At 61.6% G+C, this 17,706-nt stretch carries 20 protein-coding genes; 13 read left to right on the top strand and 7 right to left on the bottom strand.

The genetic code is table 11. The features are described 5' to 3' along the window. From yidC to MOV76_RS32520, 6 genes are all read left to right on the top strand, one after another. Positions 1–1,678 (top strand): membrane protein insertase YidC (gene yidC, locus MOV76_RS32545; RefSeq protein WP_247266054.1); only part of this gene is annotated, 1,678 nt, incomplete at its 5' end. Between the two features lie 152 nt (positions 1,679–1,830). Then, complete coding sequence (gene yihA, locus MOV76_RS32540; RefSeq protein WP_011650240.1) at positions 1,831–2,484, top strand: ribosome biogenesis GTP-binding protein YihA/YsxC; 654 nt, start codon at positions 1,831–1,833, stop codon at positions 2,482–2,484. A gap of 267 nt (positions 2,485–2,751) precedes the next feature. Continuing rightward, positions 2,752–2,961, top strand: a complete 210-nt coding sequence (locus MOV76_RS32535) for a cold-shock protein (protein ID WP_018244551.1) — start codon at positions 2,752–2,754, stop codon at positions 2,959–2,961. 133 nt (positions 2,962–3,094) lie between these two features. After that, the gene (locus tag MOV76_RS32530) at positions 3,095–3,319 is read left to right on the top strand and encodes a hypothetical protein (RefSeq protein ID WP_028731647.1); all 225 of its coding nucleotides are present in this window, start codon (positions 3,095–3,097) and stop codon (positions 3,317–3,319) included. Positions 3,320–3,440: 121 nt separating this feature from the next. Then, entirely contained in the window at positions 3,441–3,716 is a 276-nt protein-coding gene (locus MOV76_RS32525; protein WP_065276786.1) for a hypothetical protein, read from the top strand. 121 nt (positions 3,717–3,837) lie between these two features. Next, a complete protein-coding gene (locus MOV76_RS32520; RefSeq protein WP_247266053.1) occupies positions 3,838–4,914 on the top strand; it encodes a sensor histidine kinase in 1,077 nt (358 codons plus the stop codon). Between the two features lie 140 nt (positions 4,915–5,054). On the opposite strand, the gene MOV76_RS32515 is transcribed toward MOV76_RS32520, so the two are convergent. The 3 genes from MOV76_RS32515 to MOV76_RS32505 all read right to left on the bottom strand — a co-directional run bounded on the left by MOV76_RS32515 (position 5,055) and on the right by MOV76_RS32505 (position 7,005). Continuing rightward, positions 5,055–5,609, bottom strand: a complete 555-nt coding sequence (locus MOV76_RS32515) for a fasciclin domain-containing protein (protein ID WP_018244547.1) — start codon at positions 5,607–5,609, stop codon at positions 5,055–5,057. A 140-nt stretch (positions 5,610–5,749) separates the two neighbouring features. Further along, complete coding sequence (locus tag MOV76_RS32510; RefSeq protein ID WP_018447749.1) at positions 5,750–6,469, bottom strand: anti-sigma factor domain-containing protein; 720 nt, start codon at positions 6,467–6,469, stop codon at positions 5,750–5,752. Further along, complete coding sequence (locus MOV76_RS32505) at positions 6,466–7,005, bottom strand: sigma-70 family RNA polymerase sigma factor (protein ID WP_247266052.1); 540 nt, start codon at positions 7,003–7,005, stop codon at positions 6,466–6,468. Before MOV76_RS32505 ends, MOV76_RS32510 begins: the two co-directional genes overlap by 4 nt. A 143-nt stretch (positions 7,006–7,148) precedes the next feature. Between MOV76_RS32505 and argB the strand changes: the two genes are divergently transcribed. Then, positions 7,149–8,036: an acetylglutamate kinase gene (argB, locus tag MOV76_RS32500; RefSeq protein ID WP_018068726.1), complete on the top strand. Its 888-nt coding sequence runs from the start codon at positions 7,149–7,151 to the stop codon at positions 8,034–8,036. Between the two features lie 69 nt (positions 8,037–8,105). Continuing rightward, a complete protein-coding gene (locus MOV76_RS32495; protein ID WP_028731651.1) occupies positions 8,106–9,254 on the top strand; it encodes an alpha-hydroxy acid oxidase in 1,149 nt (382 codons plus the stop codon). 67 nt (positions 9,255–9,321) lie between these two features. On the opposite strand, the gene MOV76_RS32490 is transcribed toward MOV76_RS32495, so the two are convergent. After that, the gene (locus MOV76_RS32490; protein ID WP_247266051.1) at positions 9,322–10,092 is read right to left on the bottom strand and encodes an isocitrate lyase/phosphoenolpyruvate mutase family protein; all 771 of its coding nucleotides are present in this window, start codon (positions 10,090–10,092) and stop codon (positions 9,322–9,324) included. After that, positions 10,089–11,162 carry a bifunctional transcriptional activator/DNA repair enzyme AdaA gene (locus MOV76_RS32485; protein ID WP_247266050.1) on the bottom strand — a complete coding sequence of 358 codons (1,074 nt, stop codon included), beginning with the start codon at positions 11,160–11,162 and terminating at the stop codon, positions 10,089–10,091. Before MOV76_RS32485 ends, MOV76_RS32490 begins: the two co-directional genes overlap by 4 nt. A 102-nt stretch (positions 11,163–11,264) precedes the next feature. On the opposite strand from MOV76_RS32485, the gene MOV76_RS32480 reads away from it, so the two are divergent. Beyond that, positions 11,265–11,990 carry a pyrimidine 5'-nucleotidase gene (locus MOV76_RS32480; RefSeq protein ID WP_028731654.1) on the top strand — a complete coding sequence of 242 codons (726 nt, stop codon included), beginning with the start codon at positions 11,265–11,267 and terminating at the stop codon, positions 11,988–11,990. Positions 11,991–12,163: 173 nt separating this feature from the next. Then, positions 12,164–12,790 carry a calcium-binding protein gene (locus tag MOV76_RS32475; protein ID WP_028731655.1) on the top strand — a complete coding sequence of 209 codons (627 nt, stop codon included), beginning with the start codon at positions 12,164–12,166 and terminating at the stop codon, positions 12,788–12,790. Positions 12,791–13,039: 249 nt separating this feature from the next. Here the strand turns inward: MOV76_RS32475 and MOV76_RS32470 are convergent, their stop codons facing one another. Next, on the bottom strand, positions 13,040–13,906 hold the full coding sequence (locus tag MOV76_RS32470) for an LOG family protein (protein ID WP_026230888.1): 867 nt from the start codon (positions 13,904–13,906) through the stop codon (positions 13,040–13,042). A 193-nt stretch (positions 13,907–14,099) separates the two neighbouring features. Here MOV76_RS32470 and dapD point away from each other — a divergent pair, with 193 nt between their 5' ends. The 3 genes from dapD (at position 14,100) to MOV76_RS32455 (ending at position 16,838) form a co-directional block, all read left to right on the top strand. After that, positions 14,100–14,960: a 2,3,4,5-tetrahydropyridine-2,6-dicarboxylate N-succinyltransferase gene (dapD, locus tag MOV76_RS32465; protein WP_018447755.1), complete on the top strand. Its 861-nt coding sequence runs from the start codon at positions 14,100–14,102 to the stop codon at positions 14,958–14,960. Positions 14,961–15,061: 101 nt separating this feature from the next. Continuing rightward, a complete protein-coding gene (dapE, locus tag MOV76_RS32460) occupies positions 15,062–16,255 on the top strand; it encodes a succinyl-diaminopimelate desuccinylase (protein WP_247266049.1) in 1,194 nt (397 codons plus the stop codon). Beyond that, positions 16,242–16,838, top strand: a complete 597-nt coding sequence (locus tag MOV76_RS32455) for a hypothetical protein (protein ID WP_018447757.1) — start codon at positions 16,242–16,244, stop codon at positions 16,836–16,838. Before dapE ends, MOV76_RS32455 begins: the two co-directional genes overlap by 14 nt. A gap of 25 nt (positions 16,839–16,863) precedes the next feature. Here MOV76_RS32455 and truA read toward each other — a convergent pair whose 3' ends face one another. Continuing rightward, complete coding sequence (truA, locus tag MOV76_RS32450; RefSeq protein WP_247266055.1) at positions 16,864–17,664, bottom strand: tRNA pseudouridine(38-40) synthase TruA; 801 nt, start codon at positions 17,662–17,664, stop codon at positions 16,864–16,866. Between the last annotated feature and the right edge of the window lie 42 nt (positions 17,665–17,706).

The raw sequence follows: 17,706 nt of genomic DNA, 5'->3' as shown, positions 1-17,706 counted from the left end.
CTTCCCCGGCACCGACGCCTTCGTCAAGCTTCTCGACATCGGTCCGCCCGTGGGCAAGCCGGCCCAGCCGAGCGGTACGGCCCCTTCCGGCCAGGCAGCCGCGACGGCGACGCTCGAGCAGGCGCTGGCAAAGACCCCGCGTGTCGTCATCGACACCCCAGCACTTTCCGGCTCGATCAACCTTGCCGGCGCCCGCCTCGACGATCTGAAGCTCAAGGGCTATCACGAGACCGTCGACGACTCGAGCCCGATCATCACGCTGTTCAGCCCGGCCGAGACCAAGGACGGCTATTTCACCGAGCTCGGCTATATCGGCAGCGACGCAACGGGCAACGTTCCCGGCGCCTCGACGCTGTGGACCGCACCTGAGGGCGCCAAGCTCACCGAAAAGACGCCGGTGACGCTCTCCTATACCAACGACAAGGGCCTGACCTTTACCCGCACGATTTCCGTCGACGAACGCTACATGTTCACCGTCGCCGACAAGATCAGCAATGCCGGCCAGGCGCCCGCCTCGCTGTCTTCCTACGGCCGGGTGACGCGCTACAACAAGCCGACGACACCCTCCGTCTACGTGCTGCATGAAGGCTTCATCGGCGTCATCGGCGAAGACGGCCTGATCGAAACCAAATATAGCGCCGCCGAAAAGGAAGCCGTGATGCCGGCGAAATCCACCGGCGGCTGGCTTGGCATTACCGACAAATACTGGGCGGCGACGATCGTTCCGCCGCAGAGTGCGGCCTATGAGGCGCGCTTCTCGCACTTTGCCGATGGCCAGCCGCGCTATCAAGCCGATTACAAGGACGATGCCTTCACCGTTGCGCCCGGCCAATCGATCGAACTGAAGAACCTCGTCTTCGCCGGCGCCAAGGAAGTGCCCGTCATCGACGGCTATGAAGCCAGCTATTCGATCCCGAAGTTCGACCGGCTGATCGACTGGGGCTGGTTCTATTTCATCACCAAGCCGATGTTCAAGCTGATGGACTTCTTCTTCCGCTACTTCGGCAATTTCGGCGTGGCGATCCTGTGCACGACCATCGTCGTCAAGGCTCTGTTCTTCCCGCTCGCCAGCAAGCAGTACGCTTCGATGGCGAACATGAAGCGTATGCAGCCGAAGATGGAGGAGCTGAAGGCGAAATTCGCCGACGACCGCATGGGGCTGCAGCAGGCGACGATGCAGCTTTACAAGGAAGAGAAGATCAATCCGATCGCCGGCTGCTGGCCGGTGGCGCTGCAGATCCCGATCTTCTTCTCGCTCTACAAGGTGATCTACATCACCATCGAAATGCGGCACGCGCCGTTCTTCGGCTGGATCAAGGACCTTTCGGCGCCCGATCCGACGACGATCGTCAATCTGTTCGGCCTGCTGCCGTTCGAGGCGCCGACCATTCTGCATCTCGGCGTCTGGCCGCTGATCATGGGCATCACGATGTTCTTGCAGATGCGCATGAACCCGACGCCGCCCGATCCGACGCAGGCGATGATCTTCACCTGGATGCCGCTGGTGTTCATGTTCATGCTGGCAAGCTTCCCGGCCGGCCTGGTCATCTACTGGGCCTGGAACAACACGCTCTCGGTGGCGCAGCAGTCGGTGATCATGAAGCGCCACGGCGTCAAGGTCGAACTCTTCGACAATCTGAAGGGTCTGTTCCGACGAAAAACGGCGCCATCGAAATGACGCTTGCCAAGCCCCGCTCCGGCGGGGCTTTTCTTTTCCGGCAGCGGAAGACGGAGGCAGGCAATGGCCTGCAAACGGCCTCGAAGCTTGACATCCGCCCGCAAAACCACGAAGCCCGGTAAAAGACCCAACCCAGAGATTGCAGAGCCCGCATGCCCGAAACCGAAAAGCCGCTCTTCGGCCACCCATGGATCTTCATCCGCGGCGTACCGTCCCTCAACTTCCTGCCGCCGGAAGGGCCGTTGGAAGTGGCCTTTGCCGGTCGCTCGAATGTCGGTAAATCCTCGCTGATCAATGCGCTGGTCGGCCAGAAGGGCCTGGCGCGCACCTCGAACACGCCGGGACGCACGCAGGAACTCAATTATTTCGTGCCGGACGGCTATTCCGGCGAAGGCGGCGACCTGCCGCCGACGGCGATTGTCGACATGCCGGGCTATGGATATGCGCAGGCGCCGAAGGAGCAAGTCGACAAGTGGACCAAGCTCGTCTTCGACTACCTGCGCGGCCGCGCGACGCTGAAGCGCGTCTATGTGCTGATCGACAGCCGCCACGGCATCAAGAAGAACGACGATGACGTGCTTGATCTGCTCGACAAGGCCGCGGTCTCCTATCAGATCGTGCTGACCAAGACCGACAAGATCAAGGCGGCTGGCGTGCCGAAGCTGCTTGCGGAAACGGCGGAAAAGATCCGCAAGCGCCCGGCCGCCTATCCCGGCGTGCTGTCCACTTCGTCCGAAAAGGGCGATGGGCTGGACGAACTGCGCCAGGCGATCGCCGAAACCGTCGGCATCGCCCGCTGGAAGTAAAGGGCGTACGCGCCCCGGACGCGGCGCCCTGTTTGGTGTAAAGGCTTTCGCGACATCCCATAGTTGAACTTAGCGCCAATGGAAAACTAACGGTTGACGACGCAAGCTTGATGAGCTAGATAGCGAGCATCGAATTTTGCTTGCTGGCTTGGTTATCGCGCGATTGGCACCGCGCCCTGAACGAACTTCCTTTCAAAAATCGCTATCACCATCCGCATCGCCTTTGCGTTGCGGTTTTTCAATATTGCTATGAAAGGGTTCATCATCATGGCCACTGGCACAGTTAAATGGTTCAATTCCACCAAAGGCTTCGGCTTCATTCAGCCTGATAATGGCGGCGACGACGCCTTCGTTCACATCTCCGCCGTCGAGCGCGCCGGAATGCGCGACCTCGTCGAAGGCCAGAAGATCGGCTTCGACCTCGAGCGTGACAACAAGTCGGGCAAGATGTCCGCTTGCAATCTCCAGAACGCTTAAATCGGTATCTGCTTCCCTTTGACCACGGATGTACTGGCACTGCCGGAAGCACGTTATCAATCCAAGGCCAGGCGATTTGCCTGGCCTTTTTTGTTTTCGCTCGCGCGTCGAGCCCTCCCGTATCGGAGCCAACATGACAGAGACATACAGCAAATCTCGCCAGCGGGCGGAGATTGCCTTCGGCAGCGTCCAGACCCAGTTCTTCGCGAAGAACCAGGCGGCCGAAGAGCTCGAATCCGACGCCCAATCGCAGCAGGCAAAGACGTTGCGGCTGCGGGAAGCCCGGCTTGCGAGGGAACAGAGCGACCGGGTGTCGGCAACCTCTGCCCTCATTGCCAAACGCGCCAGGGCTCGCTGAGATCACCACCCGATCGACAGGGCTCGAGACTTAAACCGCGTCTGAAATGACGGGCTTGCAGATCGCGCGCTGCAGCATGGCCGAAGGCGTGCTGGCATTCACTCGAACCAAGGAAGCGTCAATGGCAGAGACTGCGAACGAACTTCAATCGATCAATACGGCCTGGCAGATCGCCATTCAGGAGATCCTGCGCATGGTCATCAGAGACATGTATCACGCCGGCGGCGAAGCGTCGTTCAGGACCCATATCAAACGTATCGAAGAAGCGGCCGTCGACAGCATTTACACGGATTTGCGGCTACGCGGGACTGATGAATGGACGGAAGTCCTGGTCAAGGAAAGAGCGAGCAATTTCGTCACGACCCTGCTGACGTCATTTACCTATGACCGGGCTTAAATCACTCTGTGGCCGGCAATCGATGGACGTGCCGCCGATCAGCGCTTGCGTCCCCGCAGTTTTTGAAGCAACCCTAGTTCTCCTGCCGTGCGGGAGCAGCCGCGTCCACGAGTAATATTTGATGACCGATAGCAAAGACCCGCCGATTTCGCCGGAAGGCGTCGGCAACTTGCCCCATCTTGCCGAAGCCCTCGATGACGACCGGTTTCGACACTTTCTCGATCATGTGCCATTCGCGGTGGCTGTCTCCGAACTCGGTGGCGACGAGCCGCTGATTTACGTCAACCTCGAATTCGAACGGCTGACGGCGCTTGAGGCAACCGCGGTCCAGGGAAAACCCTGGGCGGAAATTGAATTGGAGTCCATCGCCGTCTCCGGAGAGGTGCCGCTCACGGCCGCTGTGACCTCTGCGGAGGAGTATATTGGTGCCTTCTCGCTGGCGGCCGAACCGGAGAGTACCGTCATTGTCGATGTCTGGTCGAATACGATCGTCGACGACGATGACACGCCACTCTTCCGATTGGTGGCCTTTGCTGCCCGCAATGAGGCGACGGCCGCTGAGAGCTTCAGCGAACTGCTGACGGAGAAGGATGTCCTTCTGCGGGAACTTCAACATCGCGTGAAGAACAATCTTCAGATGATCACGGCGCTCATCCGAATGGAGGCGCGCAATGCTCAACAGAATGAGGAAAGCGAGAGGTTTGCACGGCTTGCCGGGCGGATTGAAGCTTTGGCCCTGCTCTATCGCTCGCTGTCGGACGAAGAGAAAGGCGCCACAGTCGATCTTGGCACCTATGTCAGCCAGATTGCCGCCTCGGTAATGGCGGCCCACGCGGTGGAAGGGATCCGGCTGGACATGAAGGTCGATACCTGGCCGGTTTCGGTCGATGTCGCCATGCCGGCCGGTCTCGTCATCAACGAACTCCTCACCAATACGCTGAAGCATGCCTTCGTGGGGCGTGATGGCGGCGAAATCACGCTCCGCTGTGTCGTCAGCGATACCGGGTGCAGGATCACCGTTGCTGATAACGGGGTCGGTCTTCCCCAGGATGTAACCTGGCCGCAACCGGGAAAGCTGAGCGCGATGATCGTACAGTCGCTGAAACAGAATGCCCGCGCCGAGGTTGAAGTGAGCTCGTCCCCTGACACCGGCATGAGTGTCTCCCTCGTCTTCCCGAGAACCGAAGCGGCCCAATAGAGCGCCGCGCGTCTTTTCAGACGCGCTAGAGCCTTTCCGAAAATCGATTCCGATTTTCGGGGTTATGCGCTAGCCACCTCATCGATTTGTGTTTGGGGCGCCCCAAGAGCGCCCCAATGCGTCTGCCGATACGAGCGGGCTTACATCTTCGGCAGCAGTACCTTGTCGACGACGTGGATGACGCCGTTCGACTGCTTGACGTCGGCAATCGTCACATGGGAGACGCCGCCGTTTTCATCGGTCAACGTGATCTTGCCCATGCTTTCCTTGGCTTTCAGCACGCAGCCGCCGACGGTCTTGATGTCGTGCTCGCCGCCGTCATCCTTGATCATCTTGGCAACGGTCTTGGCCATCGCATCGGCAGCAACGACGTGGCAGGTCAGAACCTTAGTCAGCGTCGCCTTGTTTTCCGGCTTCAGCAGCGTATCGACGGTGCCTTTCGGCAGCGCGGCAAAGGCTTCGTTGGTCGGCGCAAAGACGGTGAAGGGGCCCTTGCCCTCGAGCGTGCCGACCAGGCCGGCGGCCTTGACGGCGGCGACCAGCGTCGTGTGATCCTTGGAGTTCACGGCGTTCTCGATGATGTTCTTGCTATCGAACATCGCAGCACCGCCGACCACCGGGTTCTTGGCGGCAGCAAAGGCGACGGCGGACATGGCTGTGGCGAGCGCGAAGCCGCGCAATACGGACTTGATCATGATTCTCTCCTCACCGGACACCATCCGCGGGGCTTTATGCCTGAGCGTCGTCCGGACAATTCGAACTACGGAGGGCCGCGCCGAAGAGTTTCAGACAAGAGAAATTTGATTGACGGCCGGCACGATCATGGCTGGTGCGATCATGGCCGGTGCAAGGGGCCGCTTGCGATCACCGGACCGGTCGCCTGTCCGGTCGGCGAACCGCCGAAGGGTTCGAGGCTGACGGCAAGCGTTGCGCCATCGGCGACTTGGCTGCGCAGATCGGCGGGAATGACAAGTTCGCCGCTTTCGCCCGGCTGGAAGACGCCGAGCGATCTCGTCATGCCGCTGCCCGGCACCAGCCAGAGTTCCAGCGACTTCTCCTCCGGCTTGCCGGCGGCGACCGGCACGATCTTCAGCCGGCCGCTCTGCAGCTCATAGGAGGCGAGAAGATTGATGGTGCTGTTCTGGCCCGAAAGCGAGGCTACCAGCGGTGCCGGTCCCTGCGGCTCCGGCACCACGCCGGAGGCGAAGATGACGGCGCTGACGGCGACAACGATGCAAGCAAAGCTCAGCGAACGCCAGAAAACGGCGGAATTCCAGAGCCCTTGCGAAAAGGATGCGGGCCTTTGGCCATCGCCGAAAAGCCGCGCCTCGATCTGCTTGAAGGTTTCCCGGTTCGGAGCGGCGGCTTCATACTCGTCATTGAAGGAGGAGAGGTTGGTTTCCCAACGGCTGACGATCGCAGCGAAAGGCCGATCGTGGCGCATGCGCTCTTCCACCACCCGGCGATCCTGCAGCGACAGGACGCCAAGCACATATTCGCCGGCGAGAACCTCGTCGCGGGAGCGGTCTCCCTTGCTTTTGTCGGGCGATGTCATCGTTCCATGCACTCTCTCAGTTTCAAGAGGCTGCGCCTAAGCCAGGTCCGCATCGTGTTCAGCGGGACACCAAACTGATCGGCCAGTTCCTGATAGCTCAGCCCTTCGACATAAGCCCGTTTCACCGCGACCGCGCGATCAGCTTCCAACTCTTCCATGCAGGTGTCAATCCGCCTTCCTTCATCCTTCGTCACCGTCTGCATTTCCGGGTCGGGCCCGGCATCGGCAAGTTCATAGACCGTGTCCAATTCGTCGGCGACGGGCTTGCGCGCCCGCAGCGCATCGATCGACCGGTTGCGGGCAATCGCGGCGAGCCATGCCGATGACGAACCCGAGGCGACGGAGAAGCTGCGCGCGCGCTGCCAGATGCTGATATAGACTTCCTGCAGGGCCTCGTCGGCTTCCGTGCGATCCTTCAAGATACGCAGGCAGATCGAGAAAAGTTTCGGTCCGGTTTGATTGTAGAGGGCCACGAAAGCCCTGCGGTCGCCGAGTGCGACGCGGCCGATCAGGTCTGCGATGTCATCGCCTTGCATGCCGTTCCTCATCTCAAGCTTGCGTGCGCCAGACGGTAACAGCGTCCGGCTCCGCGCCAGATACGAAAAACTATTGCCCTCTGGATTATTCCCTCTGTCAGAAACTTGCGATAAAAGGCCGCGAACAATTCTGCGGGGTTCCCATGAACGAAACCGAAAGCGAAATGCAGGCACGGCTTCTGGCCAAGGCACTGCCCTTCATGCAGCGTTACGAGAACAAGACGATTGTCGTGAAATATGGCGGCCACGCCATGGGCAATCCCGAGCTCGGCAAGGCCTTTGCCAGCGACATCGCCCTTTTGAAGCAATCCGGCGTCAACCCGATCGTCGTTCATGGCGGCGGCCCGCAGATCGGCGCCATGCTGAGCAAGATGGGCATCGAATCGAAATTCGAGGGCGGGCTTCGCGTCACCGACCAAAAGACGGTCGAAATCGTCGAGATGGTGCTCGCCGGCTCGATCAACAAGGAAATCGTCGCGCTCATCAACCAGACCGGCGAATGGGCGATCGGCCTTTGCGGCAAGGACGGCAACATGGTCTTCGCCGAAAAGGCGCGCAAGACCGTCAAGGATCCGGATTCGAACATCGAGCGCGTGCTTGATCTTGGCTTCGTCGGCGAAGTGGTCGAGGTCGACCGCACGCTGCTCGATCTGCTCGCCCGCTCCGAGATGATCCCGGTCATCGCCCCCGTCGCGCCTGGCCGTGACGGCGCCACCTACAATATCAATGCCGATACCTTTGCCGGCGCCATTGCCGGCGCGCTCAACGCCACCCGTCTGCTGTTCCTCACCGATGTGCCCGGCGTGCTCGACAAGAACGGCCAGCTCCTCAAGGAGCTTTCCGTCGCCGAAGCGCATGCGCTGATCGCCGACGGCACGATTTCGGGCGGCATGATTCCCAAAGTCGAGACCTGCATCGATGCGATCAAGGCCGGCGTGCAGGGCGTCGTCATCCTGAACGGCAAGACCGCCCACTCCGTGCTGCTCGAGATCTTCACCGAGCACGGTGTCGGAACACTGATCGTTCCCTGATCGAGGCTGCGCCCTTCACTTGCGAAGGGCGGATCTTCCTCACACGGGAACAGGATATCGGGGAAAGAAATGCGCCTGACAGACTGCTATAATTTTCACGATTTCCGGCGCATGGCCAAACGGCGGCTTCCCGGGCCGATATTCGACTATATCGACGGCGGTGCCGATGACGAGGTGACGTACCGGCGCAATACGGCGGCCTTCGAGGCTTGCGATCTGGTGCCTGACGTTTTGCGCGGTGTGGCCGAGGTCGACATGTCGGTGACCGTGATGGGGCAGAAGCTCGCAATGCCGGTCTATTGCTCTCCGACGGCATTGCAGCGCCTCTTTCACCACCAGGGGGAGCGGGCGGTCGCGGCGGCGGCGGCAAAACATGGCACGATGTTCGGCGTCTCCTCGCTCGGCACGATCAGCCTGGAGGAAGCCAGAACGATCAGCAACGGGCCGCAGGTCTATCAGTTCTATTTCCACAAGGACCGCGGCCTCAACCGCGAGATGATGGCGCGAGCGAAAAATGCCGGCGTGCAGGCGATGATGCTGACGGTCGACAGCATCACCGGCGGCAACCGCGAGCGCGATAAGCGCACGGGCTTTGCCATTCCCTTCAAGCTCAATCTTGCCGGCATGACCCAGTTCGCGATCAAGCCTTCCTGGGCGATCGACTGGCTGACGCACGAGCGCTTCCGGCTGCCGCAGCTCGAAAACCACGTCAAGATGGATGGCGGCGCGCTGTCGATCAGCCGATACTTCACCGAGATGCTGGACCCCTCGATGTCGTGGGACGACGTGGCGGAGATGGTGCGCGAATGGGGCGGGCCATTCTGCCTGAAGGGCATCATGTCAGTCGAAGACGCCAAGCGCGCGGCCGATATCGGCTGCAGCGGCATCGTGCTTTCCAATCATGGCGGGCGCCAGCTCGACGGCTCGCGCAGCGCATTCGACCAGCTGGCCGAGATCGTCGACGCCGTCGGCGACCGGATCGACGTGATGATGGATGGCGGCGTGCAGCGGGGAACACATGTTCTTAAAGCGCTGTCGCTGGGGGCGAAGGCCGTCGGGCTCGGGCGCTACTATCTCTTCCCGCTTGCCGCTGCCGGACAGCCCGGCGTCGAACGGGCGCTGGAGACGATGCGTACCGAGATCGAGCGCGGCATGAAGCTGATGGGCTGCACCTCGGTCAGCCAGCTCAGCCGGCGGAATCTGCGCTTCCGTTCCTGAGCAGAACGAGATTTCATTCCGGGCCGCAGCCTTCCGCACCAGATCTGCGGCCCTCGGGCATTCGACGTCAGAGCAGGCTATAGATCGCCGCTGCCTCCTGTTTCAACTTTTCCATCATCGACCGGTAAGGCCCCGGGCCATAACTGACGCGGCCGACACCGAGCTTGGCGAGCGTCTTCACGTCAGGGGCGCCTGTCCGCATCATGATATTGACCGGCAACGGCGATGCGGCGCAGATCTTCTCGATCAAGGCGGGATCGATCAGACCGGGAACGAAGAAGCCGCTGCCGCCGGCCGCCGCATAGGCCTTGCCTCGCTCGATCGCCTCGTCCACCAGACCGGCATGTTTGGCAAGATCGCTCTCGGCCAGGAAAAGATCGGTACGGGCATTGATGAAGAAGGGAATGCCCTCGCCTTCCGCCATGGCGCGAATGGCGCGGATGCGGGCAGCCTGCCTCTCGGCCGGATAAAGCCCGCCACCGCCGACGACCTGATCCTCGAAATTGATGCCGACGGCGCCGACCTCCACCAGCTTGGCGACGTTGGCGGCGGCCCCCTCAGGCTCGGCCGAATAGGCGCCTTCGAAATCGACAGAAAGCGGTAGATCGACGACAGCGGTGATGGATTTTGCTGTCTCGACCAGCACCGACATCGGCAGCTTCTCACCGTCGGCATAACCATGGGCAGCGGCGACCGACCAGCTTCCTGTGGCAAGCGCCTTGGCGCCGGCATCGGCAACTGCCTTCGCCGTCCCGGCATCCCAGATATTGTAAAGAACAACCGGGTCGCCCTTGCGGTGCAATGCGCCGAATGCCCTTGCCTTTTCGTTCTGGTTCATGCCGTCTCCTCCATCCTTGCTTGTGTGCTGATCTTCTCTTCATGCCGCAGCAGCCATTGCTTGCGCCAGAGCCCCCCGCCATAGCCGGTCAACGAACCATCCGCGCCGAGGATGCGATGGCAGGGCACGATGATGGCAAGCTGATTGGCGCCGTTGGCGCGGCCGACGGCACGCACCACTTCAGGCCTTTCCATCTCCCTTGCAAGATCGCCATAGGCGCGCGTCTGGCCGGCAGGGATATCGATGAGCTTTGCCCAGACATGTTTTTCGAAGGGCGTGCCGCCGAGGGCCAATGGCGTCCTGAAGACCGTCAGCCGCCCTTCGAAATAATCCCGGATTTCTGCCTCGATCTGGTCGATCGCCGGCGTGCGGCCGATCGCAACCGAGGAGCGGACACGCTTCTGCAGCGCCTCGAGCTCGGTCGGCAGTGCCTTGCGATCGTGGAATTCGAGAAGGTGGAGATGCGTCTGGTCGGCAACGGCCACCATCGGTCCGAGCGGCGTCTCGAGCCAGTTGGCAAAGAGAAGTTCACGGTTCTGCGAGAGCGCCGGCGCCTTGCCGACGAGCCGCTGAAAAGCCGTCCGGAAACCACTTGGAGATTCATATCCCGCCTCAAGCTGCGCATCGATGACGCGTGCGCCATCGGCCAGTTGCCGGGCCGCTTCACCCAGCCGGCGATAACGGACGATATCGTGAAAGGTCATGCCGAGCGCCCGCTTGAAGGCGCGACGCACGGTCGAGGGATCGTGGCCCCGGCGCACAAGCTCATCCTCGGTCCAGCGCAGCTGCGGCTCGCGGTCCAGTGCGGCAAGCAGCTCATCGACGATTGGTTCCCTGCCCGGCTGCTCCAGCGGCCTGCAGCGCTGGCACGGGCGGAAGCCGGAATGCATGCAGGCGGCGATCGTGTCGAAAAAGATCGTATTTTCCCGCTTCGGCTTGCGCGCCGGGCAGGTCAGGCGACAGAAAATGCCTGTCGTCTTGACGCGGACATAGGCCTGACCCTCGTAATCGGCGCTGCGCGCGATCAGGGCATCATAGAGCGTATCATCATCGGGGCGTTCGAAAAGCATGACCGCTTTCTAACATTCCGTGCCTGCGCCGTCCGCCGAAAATCGGGCGTCTATTCTTTCTTGTCGATTTCCTTGCGGCAGCAGCCGTGCCATAAGACCGCCATGACCAAGATCGACCGCACGCCTGATAAAACCGATTTCGAGCACGTCACAGACTGGGTCTTCGACCTCGACAACACGCTCTATCCGCATCATGTCAATCTCTTCGCGCAGATCGACAAGAACATGACCGCCTATGTCGCGGCACTCCTGCAGATGGAGCGGGAAGAGGCGCGCAAGCTGCAGAAGCAATATTACCTCGACCATGGCACGACGCTGCAGGGCTTGATGATCCATCACGGCATCGACCCGAACGACTTCCTCGAAAAGGCACATGCGATCGACTACACGGCGCTGACGCCGCAGCCGGAACTCGGCGAGGCGATCAAGGCGCTGCCGGGGCGCAAGTTCATCTTCACCAATGGCAGCGTCAAGCATGCCGAAATGACGGCGGAGGCGCTCGGCATTCTCGATCATTTCGACGACATCTTCGATATCGTCGCTGCCGACTACGTGCCGAAGCCGGCGCAGGCGACCTACGACAAGTTCACAGCGCTGAAGCGGGTCGAAACCACCAAGGCCGCCATGTTCGAGGATCTACCGCGCAACCTGACGGTGCCGAAGGCGCTCGGCATGCAGACCGTACTGCTCGTGCCGCGCAATCTGGAAGAGACGGTCGTCGAATGGTGGGAAAAGACCAGCGGCGAGGAGGATCATATCGATTTCGTCACCGACGATCTCGCCGCTTTTCTCCGCAAGATTATCGGCCTCGGCAAGGCTACCAGCTGACGGCTTTAGGTCTTCATTTGATGCATGTCGCTCTCCCAAAACCGCTGCACAGTTTTGAGCGACATGCATTAGATTACCAAGTTTTCACTCAGCTTACCGATGTTTAACTGGGTCTTCCGGGACTGCGGCCATATCTTCTTTCGTGAGGGGACACCTTACGAAAGGCAAACACGATGTACCGCAACAAGCTGATACTGGCAGCGCTTTCCTCCACCCTCATCTTCGGTGCAACCGCCGGGGCAGGCTTTGCCGCACCCGGCGACGGGCCGCGCCAGCACGCCGGCATGCACGGTCCGGGGGCTGCCGCCTTCCGCGAAATCACCTATGTCCGCATGCTCAAGCAGTTCGACGCGAACAAGGACGGGAAGGTCTCCAAGGACGAGGCGACGGCCGGCATCGACAAGCTCTTCGCCGCGATCGACACCAACAAGGACGGTTCGCTGACACCGGGCGAAATCCGTGAGTACCGGCAAACGCAGATGCAGGCGATGAGAGATCAGCGCAAGCAGGAGGCCGGCGAAAACAAGGATGCGAACGCCGCAGCCGCGACGCCGGACAACAACGACCAAGGACGGCCGCCGCGCGATGGTCATGGTGGTCGTGACGGACAGCGCTGGATGCGCCATGGCGGCAACATCATGCGTGCCTCGATCATGATGCACCGGGTCGACACCGACCAGAACGGCCAGATTTCCAAACAGGAAGCCGAAGCCGCCTTCGACAAGCTGTTCACCCGGATGGACCGCAACAAGGACGGCGTCATCTCGATCGACGACATGCCGGACCGGCCGCTGCTCTAGAACAGGATTTTTAGGCCGGATCGGCCTAAAATCTCAATCCTGTTCTAAGTTAAAGAGTGAGAGCATGATGTCGTCCGAAAACCGCTCACACTTTTCGGCATCATGCTCTATCTCTTTGTTTTCACGCAATTCCGGACGCAAAACCGCTACGCACTTTTGCTGGAATTGCTCTAAGGCCGGACGACGACTTGCCCTTGCCTTTCCCCGTCTCGACGGGGAGAGGCTCTGCAGCGTGTCCCTCCGAAGCGCCTATTCGCGGTGTTCGTAGAAATTCTGGACGATCTTCCATGCCTCTTCGGCCGTATCGACGAAGCTGATCAGCTTGACGTCGTCGGGCGCAATCGTCCCGAATTCCGCCAATGCGTCGAAATTGATGATGCTCCGCCAGAACGCCTCCCCGAAAAGGATCAGCGGCAGGCGCTCCATGCGGCCGGTCTGGATCAGCGTCAGGCATTCGAAGAATTCGTCGAGCGTGCCGAAGCCGCCGGGAAAGACGGCGATCGCCTTGGCGCGCACCATGAAATGCATCTTGCGGATGGCAAAATAGTGGAAGTTGAAGCTGAGTTCCGGCGTCACATAGGCGTTCGGCGCCTGCTCGTGCGGCAGTACGATGTTGAGGCCGATCGAAGGGGCGCCCTCGTCGGCCGCGCCGCGATTGCCGGCCTCCATCACGCCAGGGCCGCCGCCGGTGACGATGACATATTCGTGGAAATTGAAGGTGGCAGAATATTTCGAGCAGAGCCGGGCGAATTTGCGCGCCTCGTCATAATAGACGGAAGCCGCCTCCAGGTTGACGCGCTGGATATCGTTGCGGGCCGCCCAGGCGCTCTGGCCGGGGGCGGGAATGCGGGCGCCGCCGAACATGACGACGGTCGACCTGATGCCGCGTTCGGTCAGCATCATCTCCGGCTTCATCAGTTCCAGCTGCAGGCGGATCGGCCGCAACTCCTCGCGGCAGAGGAAATCCTCGTCGACATAGGCAAGGCGGTAGGCAGGCGACATCGTCTGCGGCGTCTTCGGCACGGCTTCGGCGCGCTGCCTGTCGGTTGAGCTGCTCTTCAGCGGGTCCCATACGCCATCCTTGCGCCGCGAACCGCCGTTTCGTCCCTTCGCCATGTCGAAATGCCTTTCAGTATTGCCGGCTACGAAGCCGGATATGTCGCTATAACGCCTTGAATCCAGGTATGATCTTGTCGGAAAAATCATTCCGTTCTACGGCTTCATGCTGTAGAGCAGGGTAAACCCCGCCAACCGCAATTCCGGAGACCCCGCCGTCTCCACGATAAAGATCGAAGTTTAAGGAATTCTCATGAGCGCCACCGACCTCGCATCCCTCGAAAAGATCATCGAAGCCGCCTTCGACAATCGCGACAATGTGAACACGTCGACGAAGGGCGAGGTTCGCGATGCGGTCGAATCAGCACTCGATCTGCTCGATGCCGGCCAGGCCCGCGTTGCCGAACGCTCCGCCGACGGTGCCTGGACGGTCAATCAATGGCTGAAGAAGGCCGTGCTGCTGTCCTTCCGCCTCAACGACATGGATGTGGTGAAGGGCGGCTCGGGCAACTCCACCTGGTGGGACAAGGTTCCTTCGAAATTCGAGGGCTGGGGCGAGAACCACTTCCGCGCCGCCGGCTTCCGCGCCGTGCCGAACTGCGTCGTGCGCCGCTCGGCCTATATCGCCCCGAACGCGATCCTGATGCCCTCCTTCGTCAATCTCGGCGCCTATGTCGGCGAAGGCACGATGGTCGATACCTGGGCCACGGTCGGCTCCTGCGCGCAGATCGGCAAGCATGTGCATCTCTCCGGCGGCGTCGGCATCGGCGGCGTGCTGGAACCGATGCAGGCCGGCCCGACGATCATCGAGGACAATTGCTTCATCGGCGCCCGTTCCGAGGTGGTCGAAGGCTGCATCATCCGCGAAGGCTCGGTGCTCGGCATGGGCGTCTATATCGGCAAGTCGACCAAGATCGTCGACCGCGCCACCGGCGAGGTGACCTACGGCGAAGTGCCGCCCTATTCCGTCGTCGTCGCCGGCTCGATGCCGTCGGGCAATGCGACGATGGGCAACGGCCAGCCGGCGCCGCATCTCTACTGCGCCGTCATCGTCAAGCGCGTCGATGAGAAGACCCGCTCGAAGACCGGCATCAACGAGCTGCTCAGAGATTGATGACACCGGGACGTTGATCCGGTAAACAGACGGCGTCTTTTTACGCGAGGCGGCCCCGCCTTGCCATGTCTTTGCCATTCCCGCCGGATAGTTCGACCGCCATGACCGCTACCGACCCCGTCGCCAATCTCCAGACACTGATTCGCTGCCCGTCCGTGACGCCCGCCGAAGGTGGCGCACTGTCGGCGCTGGAGGCGATGCTTGCGCCGCTCGGCTTTACGGTCGACAGGGTGAAGGCGAGCGAAGCGGGAACGCCCGACATCGAAAACCTCTATGCCCGCCTCGGCAAGGATGGCCCGCATCTGATGTTTGCCGGCCATACCGATGTCGTGCCGGTCGGCGACGAAACCGCATGGACGCATCCGCCGTTTGCCGCCGAGATTTCCAAGGGCGAGCTTTTCGGCCGCGGCGCCGTCGACATGAAGGGCGGTATTGCCTGCTTCGTCGCCGCCGTCGCCCGGCATATCGAGAAAAACGGGTCGCCCAACGGCTCGATCTCCTTCCTGATCACCGGCGACGAGGAAGGGCCGGCGATCAACGGCACGATCAAGCTGCTGCAGTGGGCGGCCGAACGCGGCGAAAGCTGGGATGCCTGCCTGGTCGGCGAGCCGACCAATCCGGACAGGCTCGGCGACATGATCAAGATCGGCCGGCGTGGCTCGCTGTCGGGTAAAATCACCGTTCATGGCGTCCAGGGTCATGCCGCCTATCCGCATCTTGCCGACAATCCGGTGCGCGGCATGCTGCAACTGACTCACGCGCTGATGGACCCGCCGTTTGACGGCGGCACCGACGATTTCCAGCCGTCGAACCTCGAAGTGACCACGGTCGATGTCGGCAATCCGGCGACCAACGTCATTCCGGCCAAGGCATCGGCAAGCTTCAACATCCGCTTCAACGACAGCTGGACCGTTGAAACGCTGCGGGCCGAAATCCTGCGCCGCCTGGACGTTGCTGCCCGGGACGGCGCGTTGCGGCCGGACCGCGAGCCGGTGGCCTACGATATCGTCTGGGCCGATCGGCCGAGCCATGTCTTCCTGACGCGCAACAATGCGCTGATCGCCTCGCTGTCTTCAGCCGTCGAAAGCGTTTCCGGCCAGTCGCCGCGACTTTCGACCACCGGCGGCACATCGGATGCGCGCTTCATCAAGGATTATTGCCCGGTCGTCGAGTTCGGCCTCGTCGGCCAGACAATGCACATGGTCGACGAGCGCGTCGCCGTCGCCGATCTGGAGACGCTGACGGCGATCTACCAAACCTTCATCGCTCGCTGGTTCGCCAATGCCGGGCTTTAGGGAGGTTCAATATTACCTGGCCGGCCTCTGGCTGCTGATCCGGCTGGATCCGCGCGGCTTCCGCTACCTCGATATGTCCGAGCGCGGCGTCAACCGTTCGTTCTGGGCGATGCTCTGGTGCCTGCCGCCGATGGGTATTTCCTGGCTCTGGTGGCGACAGGCCTTTCTGCGGTCGATGCCGCCGGAAGCCGATGTCAACTTTGCCTTCTATATCAGGCTCGGCCTCGTCGAGGTCGCCAACTGGTTCGTGCCGCTGGTCTTTGCCGGGCTGCTGCTGCTTGCCGTCCGCATGGGCGAGCGTTTCGCCCCGGTCGTCGTCAGCGTCAACTGGCTCGGCGTGCCGCTCTCCTATATCAACGGGCTGCTGCTGGCGCTGGTGTTCTTCCTGCCCGGCTCCGTCGGCCTCGTCTCGCTGCTGCTGCTCGCCTTCATGCTGGCGCAGGTCTTCGTGCTGGCGCGCATCCTCCGAATGATCTGCCACGGTCACGCGCTGATGGTCGGGGCGTTGACACTGGTGCTGCTCGTGCCATCGATGATCCTTTCGGAATATCTGCAGCACTTCCTCGGCATCTATCCCGCCTGATCAGGCTCCTGCTGGAGCGGTATCTTCATGACAGATCATCATCGGTATCGGTGACCGGCCTTCGGCGATCGACGATCACCTCGGGATAATCAACCCGCATGAAATAGAGCCCGTCCGGCGGCGCCACCGGGCCGCAGGCCTTGCGGTCGCGCGCCTCAAGCGCCGCCTCGACATCATCAGGCGTCCATTTGCCTTCGCCGGCGAGCTTCAGCGTGCCGGCGAAGGAACGGATCTGGTTGTGGAGAAAACTCTGCGCCGTGGCGCGGATCTCGATCAGTTCGCCATTGCGCGTCACATCCAGCCGGTCGAGCGTGCGCACCGGGCTGTTTGCCTGGCAATGGGCGGCGCGGAAGGTGGAGAAATCGTGCCTGCCGACCAGCCTCTGGGCGGCAGCGTGCATGACCTCGTGATCGAGCACCTTCGGCACCCACCAGGCCTTGCCGGCTTCAAGCGCCAGCGGCGCCCGGCGACTGACGATGCGATAGAGGTAATGGCGCCGCAGCGCCGAAAAGCGCGCATCGAAGAAATCGGCAACCGCCTCAACGTCGAGTATGGAGACGCGCTCGCCGGCGAGCCTCAGATGCGCGTTCAACGCATTCTGCAGCTGGTAGGGCGACCACGCCTTCGAAAGATCGGCATGGATCACCTGCCCCATGGCATGGACCCCGGAATCAGTGCGTCCGGCGCCGCGGATCGACACCGTCTCGCCGGTCAGCGACAGCACCGCGGCCTCGATCGCGCCCTGCACCGAGGGGCCGTTCTCCTGCCGCTGCCAGCCGACATAGGGGCCGCCGTCATATTCGACGGTCATGCGGAAACGCGGCATCAGGTAAGCCTCGTGCCCGCCGCAAGCGGCGTGCCCCTGAGG

The sequence above is a fragment of the Rhizobium sp. PRIMUS64 genome (assembly GCF_023006465.1).
Taxonomy (GTDB): Bacteria; Pseudomonadota; Alphaproteobacteria; order Rhizobiales; family Rhizobiaceae; genus Rhizobium; species Rhizobium leguminosarum.
This window is presented reverse-complemented; position numbering and strand designations above follow the sequence as displayed.